General features: G+C 69.5%; 7 protein-coding genes and 1 pseudogene. 1 reads left to right on the top strand and 7 read right to left on the bottom strand.

What is annotated here, in order from left to right; all coding sequences use genetic code 11:
* A pseudogene (locus ACFVTG_RS18760) lies at positions 1-196 on the top strand (dicarboxylate/amino acid:cation symporter); the annotation flags it as partial.
* Positions 197-255: 59 nt separating this feature from the next.
* Here ACFVTG_RS18760 and ACFVTG_RS18755 read toward each other — a convergent pair.
* From ACFVTG_RS18755 to ACFVTG_RS18725, 7 genes are read right to left on the bottom strand one after another with little or no spacing between them, the layout of a single operon-like run.
* Positions 256-531, bottom strand: a complete 276-nt coding sequence (locus ACFVTG_RS18755; RefSeq protein WP_390282395.1) for a hypothetical protein — start codon at positions 529-531, stop codon at positions 256-258.
* Positions 532-552: 21 nt separating this feature from the next.
* The gene (locus ACFVTG_RS18750; protein ID WP_390282394.1) at positions 553-1,383 is read right to left on the bottom strand and encodes an alkaline phosphatase family protein; all 831 of its coding nucleotides are present in this window, start codon (positions 1,381-1,383) and stop codon (positions 553-555) included.
* The gene (locus ACFVTG_RS18745; RefSeq protein ID WP_390282393.1) at positions 1,380-2,042 is read right to left on the bottom strand and encodes an HAD family hydrolase; all 663 of its coding nucleotides are present in this window, start codon (positions 2,040-2,042) and stop codon (positions 1,380-1,382) included. Before ACFVTG_RS18745 ends, ACFVTG_RS18750 begins: the two co-directional genes overlap by 4 nt.
* On the bottom strand, positions 2,039-3,148 hold the full coding sequence (locus ACFVTG_RS18740; RefSeq protein WP_390282392.1) for an ABC transporter ATP-binding protein: 1,110 nt from the start codon (positions 3,146-3,148) through the stop codon (positions 2,039-2,041). The genes ACFVTG_RS18745 and ACFVTG_RS18740 overlap by 4 nt, the downstream gene beginning before the upstream one ends.
* The gene (locus ACFVTG_RS18735) at positions 3,145-3,996 is read right to left on the bottom strand and encodes an ABC transporter permease (protein ID WP_390282391.1); all 852 of its coding nucleotides are present in this window, start codon (positions 3,994-3,996) and stop codon (positions 3,145-3,147) included. The genes ACFVTG_RS18740 and ACFVTG_RS18735 overlap by 4 nt, the downstream gene beginning before the upstream one ends.
* Positions 3,984-4,925, bottom strand: coding sequence for an ABC transporter permease (locus ACFVTG_RS18730; RefSeq protein ID WP_390282390.1), 942 nt, complete (start codon positions 4,923-4,925; stop codon positions 3,984-3,986). The genes ACFVTG_RS18735 and ACFVTG_RS18730 overlap by 13 nt, the downstream gene beginning before the upstream one ends.
* Positions 4,925-6,076 carry an ABC transporter substrate-binding protein gene (locus ACFVTG_RS18725; RefSeq protein WP_390282388.1) on the bottom strand — a complete coding sequence of 384 codons (1,152 nt, stop codon included), beginning with the start codon at positions 6,074-6,076 and terminating at the stop codon, positions 4,925-4,927. The genes ACFVTG_RS18730 and ACFVTG_RS18725 overlap by 1 nt, the downstream gene beginning before the upstream one ends.
* Positions 6,077-6,118 lie beyond the last annotated feature (42 nt).

Here is a 6,118-nt window from a genome sequence, read left to right as displayed (position 1 = left end):
CATCGTCGGCATCGACCGCTTCATGAGCGAAGCCCGCGCCCTCACCAGCACCGTCTGTAACATCGTCTCCTGCGTCGCCATCGCCAAGTGGCAGCACGCCCTCGACACCGAAAAACTCCAATCCGAGCTCAAGACGGGCTTCATGCCGACTGAAGCCGAAAGGCTCCAGCTGAGCGAACCCGCGCTGGTGCACTGAGGCCGCCCCTCCGAGCGCAGGCTCCTGCACCTGCAGGAGCCTGCGCTCAACCGATGGCTCTATCCTACGAAGAGCTCCACTAGACCGCACCGGGCACCAGGCCCTGCATTCCATCGCAACAGGTAACCCGACAGTCGGGCGCAGGAACCGGGTCCGGTGCCAACGTGGCGGGGAGAAGAAACACTGCTCCCCGCCACGACCTCCGCCTCCCCGATCGTGGCGACGGTCAGGCCGACCGCGCGCGCCTCGAGCTGCGGGGCGGCGATCTGGGGGATCTTGTGGGCCTTGCCGTGCGGCCGGAGGGCCAGTCCCTTGGCCGGGAGTCCCGCGGCCATGCGAGTGATGTAGCGTGGCGATCAGCGGTCCGCGGCCCTCTCGGCGAGCAGCAGCCCGGCCAGATCATGCGGTGCCACCAGCGTGGGCCAGGGGCTGAGGTCCCCGCCGCTCGCCCAGCGGAGGATGAACGATGCCCGTTCCTCCCGGGAGTCCCCGCCGTGTCCGCCGGCGTCCACGTGTCCGTGATCCGCGATTACCACCAGAAGCCACTCTTCACCATGAGCGGCCGCGCGGTTCCGGACGGCGGCCCGGATGCGGGCCACGTGCCGGTCCACCCTGGCCAGCGCCTCCTGGTACTGCGGGCTAAGCGCCCCGTAGACATGCCCGGCGTCGTCTACATCGCAGAAGTATACGAAGGATACGTCGGGCACCCGGTGGGAGTTCAGCGCCGCGAGGGTGAAGTCCGTGATCTCGGCGTCGATCCGGATGAAGCCGTGCGTTTCGCCGTCGCGGGAGACGACCGTGTGAAGCCCGGCTTTCTGCTGCTCCATCCGCTGGTGGATGACGGGTCCCAGCCCTTCCGGGGAGACCAGCGGCGGCCAGCCGGCCGCGGCGAACGTCCGGGTGGAGGTGTCTTGGTAGAAGGCCCGGGACAGCAGGTCCGGGTGGCCGAAGAGGCGGTGCCCCACGAAGGTGTTGTCCTGGACGCCGTGCTGGGCGTGGGTGGTCCCGGTCAGGAGGGAGGACCAGCCTGGGCCGGACAGGGTGGGGACGTCCATGGTCATGTCCCGGTGGTCCCCTTCTGCGGCCAGGGACCTCAGGGTGGAGGCGGAGTCCGAGTCCGCGGCAAGGTCCCAGCGGAGCCCGTCGATGCCCAGCAGGATGATGCGGGGCCGGGCGGCGAGGCTCATCGGGCGCCGTCCAGGGCTTCCGCGAGGACGGGGAGCGTGACGTCTGCGAGTGAGCCGAGGAGCGTGCGGCCGGGAGCCGCCTCGATCAGGACGGTGGAGGGCACGACGACGACGGGGCACCCCGCCGCTTCCGCCGCGGCAAGGCCGACGGGGGAGTCCTCCACCACCACACAGTCGGCGGGCTCGGCTCCCAGCCGCCGGGCCGCCTCCAGATAGGGGTCGGGGGCGGGCTTGGACGCGGGGGTGTCTTCGACCGCCACCACGAGCGTGAACAGGTCACGGCCGAGCCGGTCGCGGACCAGTTCCACCACGCGGCGCGGTGAGGCGGAGACGATTGCCGTGGGGATCCGCTCAGCGGCCAGGAGCCGGAGGAGTTCCAGGGCGCCGGGACGGGGCACCGTTTCCTGGCCGACCAGTTCGGTGAAGGCCTCGTCGAGCCGGGCGGAGAGGTCCTGCGCGGTGAGGGCGTTCGCTGAGGGTGTGGTGGCCAGGAGGTGGGCGGCCGTGTGCCCGGAGGGGCGGCCCAGGACATCGGGCCCGTCCTCCGGTCCCAGTTCCCGGCCAAGGCCAAGTGCTACGTCCGTCACGGCGTCCCACCAGAGGCGTTCGGTGTCCACGAGGGTTCCATCCATGTCGAAGAGTACGGCTGCGGGCATCATGCGGTTTCCTCGTTCCGGGCCTGGTCGATCAGGACAGGGCGTTCCGGCAGGCCCAACCGGATGCGCGCCCCGGTGGGGAGTGTGGATGCGTGGGCGGTAGGGACATCCGCCACCGCCTCACGGCCGCCGTGCAGGCGAAGGGTGAGCCGCGTCGTCGCGCCCAGGAAGGAGGCCGCCACCAGTTGTGCCGGACCGTCCGGGGCCGCAGTGACGGTGAGGGCTTCGGGACGGACCAGCACGTCGACGTCGGCCGTTCCGTCCCGGCCGGGCAGGCTCCCCTGGATGGGGCGGCTGAGGCCCAGGACGTCCACCATGCCGCCGTGGCCGCTGAGCCGGCCCGGGAGCCGGTTCATGGTGCCCACGAATCCGGCGACGAAGGGGGTGGCGGGGCTGTTGTACAGCTCCTCCGGGGTGGCGCACTGCTCCAGGCGCCCGTCCCGCATGACGGCCACGCGGTCCGCCATGGACAGGGCCTCCTCCTGGTCGTGTGTGACGAAGAGGGTAGTGATGCCCAGTTCCAGCTGGAGGCGGCGGATCTCATCCCGCAGGGACTGGCGGACCTTGGCGTCCAGGGCGGACAGTGGCTCGTCCAAGAGGAGCACCCGCGGTTCGAGGGCCAGCGCCCGGGCGAGGGCCACGCGCTGCTGCTGGCCTCCGGAGAGCTGGCGGGGGTAGCGCCCGCCCTGGCTGGGTAGGCCGACCAGTTCCAGGAGTTCCTGGGCGCGGGCACGTCGTCTGGCGGCCGGGACTCCCTGCATGCGCATCCCGAACGCCACGTTGTCGGCGGCGCTGAGATGCGGGAAGAGGCTGTAGGACTGGAACACCATGCCGACGTCGCGGCGGTGCGACGGCGTGCCGGTCACGTCCACGCCGTCCACCAGGACTTCCCCCGAATCCGGGATCTCGAAGCCGGCCACCATGCGCAGCGCGGTGGTCTTCCCGCAGCCGGAGGGCCCGAGGAGGGCCAGCAGCTCCCCGGGATGGAGGCTGAGGTCCAGTCCGTCCAGGGCCGTGGTGGTGCCGAAGGAGCGGCGTAGTCCGCGGAATTCCAGGGTGGCGCCGGTGCCTGAGGCCGGTGGCCGGTGGGTGAGGGTGGGCGCGGTCATGAGTTCTCCTTGGAAGCTTTGGAACGGCCGAGTTTCGCGACCGCGAGAAGGATGACCCAGGTTCCGATGAGGCCGACCATGGAGACGGCGACGGACAGCTGGGCGTGGGAGCCGCTGATGGCGACCGTCCAGACGGCGAAGGGCTGAAAACCAAGCAGGGCGGACACCGCGTATTCGCCGAGCACCAGGGCGACGGTCAGGAACGCGGTGTTCAGCAGGGCTTCCCGGAGGTTGGGAAGGACCACCAGGAACAGGGTCCGGAACCAGGATGCCCGGCAGGACCGGGCTGCCTCCACCAGGACCTTCAGTTCGATGGCGTTCAGGCCGGACTCCAGGGTGGTGTACGCGAGGGGCAGTGCCATGAGGGTGTAAGCGAGCACCAGGATGACCGGGAAGCCCGGCTGCTGCAGGGCCGCAAGCAGCGGAAAGCCCGGGGTGTCATAGAGCCAGTCGGTGGTCCAGCGCAGCACCGTGGTGATGCCGGCTCCCAGCGCTACCGCAGGCACCACCAGGGGAAGCATGCAGACGACGGCCACCAGGGCTTTCGCACGAGGCGCGGCCAGGCGCACGGCCAGGAGAGCGGGAAGCAGGAGGCCGAAGACCAGAACCACCGTGGCGCCGGCCAGAAGAAGCGTCAGCCCGAGGCTCTGGGCCAGGCCGTCCGTGGTGAAGATGGCGGCGTAGGCGTCCACGCCCGGCTTCTGGCGGGGGTCTCCGAGGCCAACAGTGAAGGCGAGGGCGCAGAGGATGGGCACCAGGAAGTAGACGCCCGCCGCGGTGAGGGCGAGGGTGCGCCCCAGCCGCGATTCGCGGGCGCCGGAGCGGGGTGAGGCGGTCAGGAGAGCCATGCAGAGGTCCTTCGCTGCAGCAGGAGCTGGGCGCCCATCACCAGCGCGGCCACAATGATCATGTCCATGCCCAGGGCCAGGGCGATGTTGGCCTGCCCCACCAGGACGTCGCCCGTCAGGGCGGAGGCGATCTTCACGGTCACCAGCGGGATGGAGCTGCCCACCATGGCGGCCGCTGTGGCGTAGGCGCTGAAGGCGCTGCCGAACAGCAGCACGAATCCGCTGAGCAGGGTAGGGAGCAGTACGGGGAAGGCCACGTGCCGCCAATATTGGAAGCCCGTGGCGCGGCTGTTCCGTGCGGCCTCCCGCCACTGAGGCTTGAGGCCGTCCAGCGCCGGGGTGAGGGTGAGCACCATGAGCGGCACCAGGAAGTACAGGTAGACGAGGGACAGGCCCCAGAAGTTGTAGAGGCTCCAGCCCCTGTCCGCGAGCCCGAAGAAGCCCGTCAGGACACCGGCGTTACCCAGGGTTGCCACGAAGGCGAAGGCCAGGGGCACTCCGCCGAAGTTGGCGATCACCCCGGAGGCGGACAGCACGGCATCCCGCAGGCCGCGGAGCCGGGAGGTGACGACCGCGTAGGCGATCGGCAGGCTGACCACCGTGGCGACGAAGGCGGTGAGCACGGAGAGGCGGACGCTGCCCAACAGGCTTTCCAGATACGGGCCGTCGAAGCTCGCCGCGAAGTTGGCTGCCGTGATGGAGGCGACGCCGGCGTCGTCGGTGGTGGTGATGGACCCGGCGGCCATGGCGGCCACCGGGAGGCCGAGGACGACGGCGGCGAAGGCCAGCAGCGGGACGACGCCGAGCCAACCGGTGGAGAGTCGGGCGGCCCGGACGCCGGGAGCCTGGGGCTCCCGGCGTCGGGTCCGGGCACCCGCATCAGCGACGACGGCGCGGTGCCCGATGACGTCAGGTGCGGCGGAGGTCATCAGGAGACGGCCTTCGTCCAGCCGTCGGACACGGTGGATTTGGCCTTCTTGCCCTGCTCCTCCGTGGGGTAGTCGGTCTTGTCCTGGGCGATCTTGGGCAGGCGTGCCAAGGCGGTCTTGTCCACGGTGCCGTCGGCGATCATGGCGGGCAGGAGGACCGGGCGGGCGTAGCCTTTCAGCCAGAGGTTCTGGCACTCGGTGCTGTAGAGGAATTCCTGCCAGAGGCGGGCAGCGGCCGGGTGCGGGGCCCACTTGACGATGGCCTGGGAGTAGTAGAGGGAGAACACGCCGTCCTCCGGGATGGCGACCTTCCACTCGATGCCCTTGGCTTTCAGTTCATCGGCGTAGGCAGCGTTCCGGTAGTCCCAGACGACCGCGATGGGCGTCTCGCCCTTCTCCATGGTGGCGGGGGTGGCTTCCACGGGGTTGAAGTTGCCGATCTGCTTCAGCTTGGCGAAGAAGTCAAGGCCCGGCTGGACGTTGTCGAAGGACCCGCCATTGGCGAGTGCGGCGCCGAACACAGCGCTGTAGGCCGAGGACGACTTGGCGGGGTTGCCGGTCAGGGCCACCTTGCCCTTGTACTGCGGGTCGGTCAGTTCGGAAAACCTGGTGGGGCACGTGGCCACTCGGCTTGCGTCGCAGCCGATGGACACGTAGCCGCCCATGTCGTTGTACCAGAGGCCCGCGGCGTCTTTCTGGGAGTCCTGGATCTTGCCGAAGGAGGCCACCTTGTAGGGAGTGAGCAGCCCCTGCTTGGCGGCCTGGACGTCGAAGTCATGCCCCACGTCGATGACGTCCGGGGAGCGGTCCTGGCCCTTCCGGGAGGACACGGCGTTGAGTTCGTCCGCGCTGGAGGCATCCGGGTTCTCCACCTCCACCTTGATGCCGTACTTCTTTTCGAAGGTGGAGATGACCTCGCCGTAGTTGGCCCAGTCGTTCGGGAGGGCGATGGCGTTGAGCTTGCCTTCTTTCTTGGCGGCGGCGATCAGAGCCTCCATGCCGCCTCCGGCCTCGGCGGAGGCGGCGGTCTTCCAGTCGATGGCGCCCTTGGATTCGGCGGGGGCGGCGTTGCCGGAGGAGCAGGCGGCCAGGCCGCCCAGGAGCAGTGCTGCGGCGCCCAAAGCGGTGATGCGGCGAAGGGTGGGATTCATGACATTCTCCAAATAAGTTGGCTATACAACTTGTCGAATCCA

The sequence above is a fragment of the Arthrobacter sp. NPDC058127 genome (assembly GCF_042884555.1).
Taxonomy (GTDB): domain Bacteria; phylum Actinomycetota; class Actinomycetes; order Actinomycetales; family Micrococcaceae; genus Arthrobacter.
Note: the sequence above shows the minus strand (reverse complement) of the source record. Positions and strands in the feature narration are given on the sequence as shown.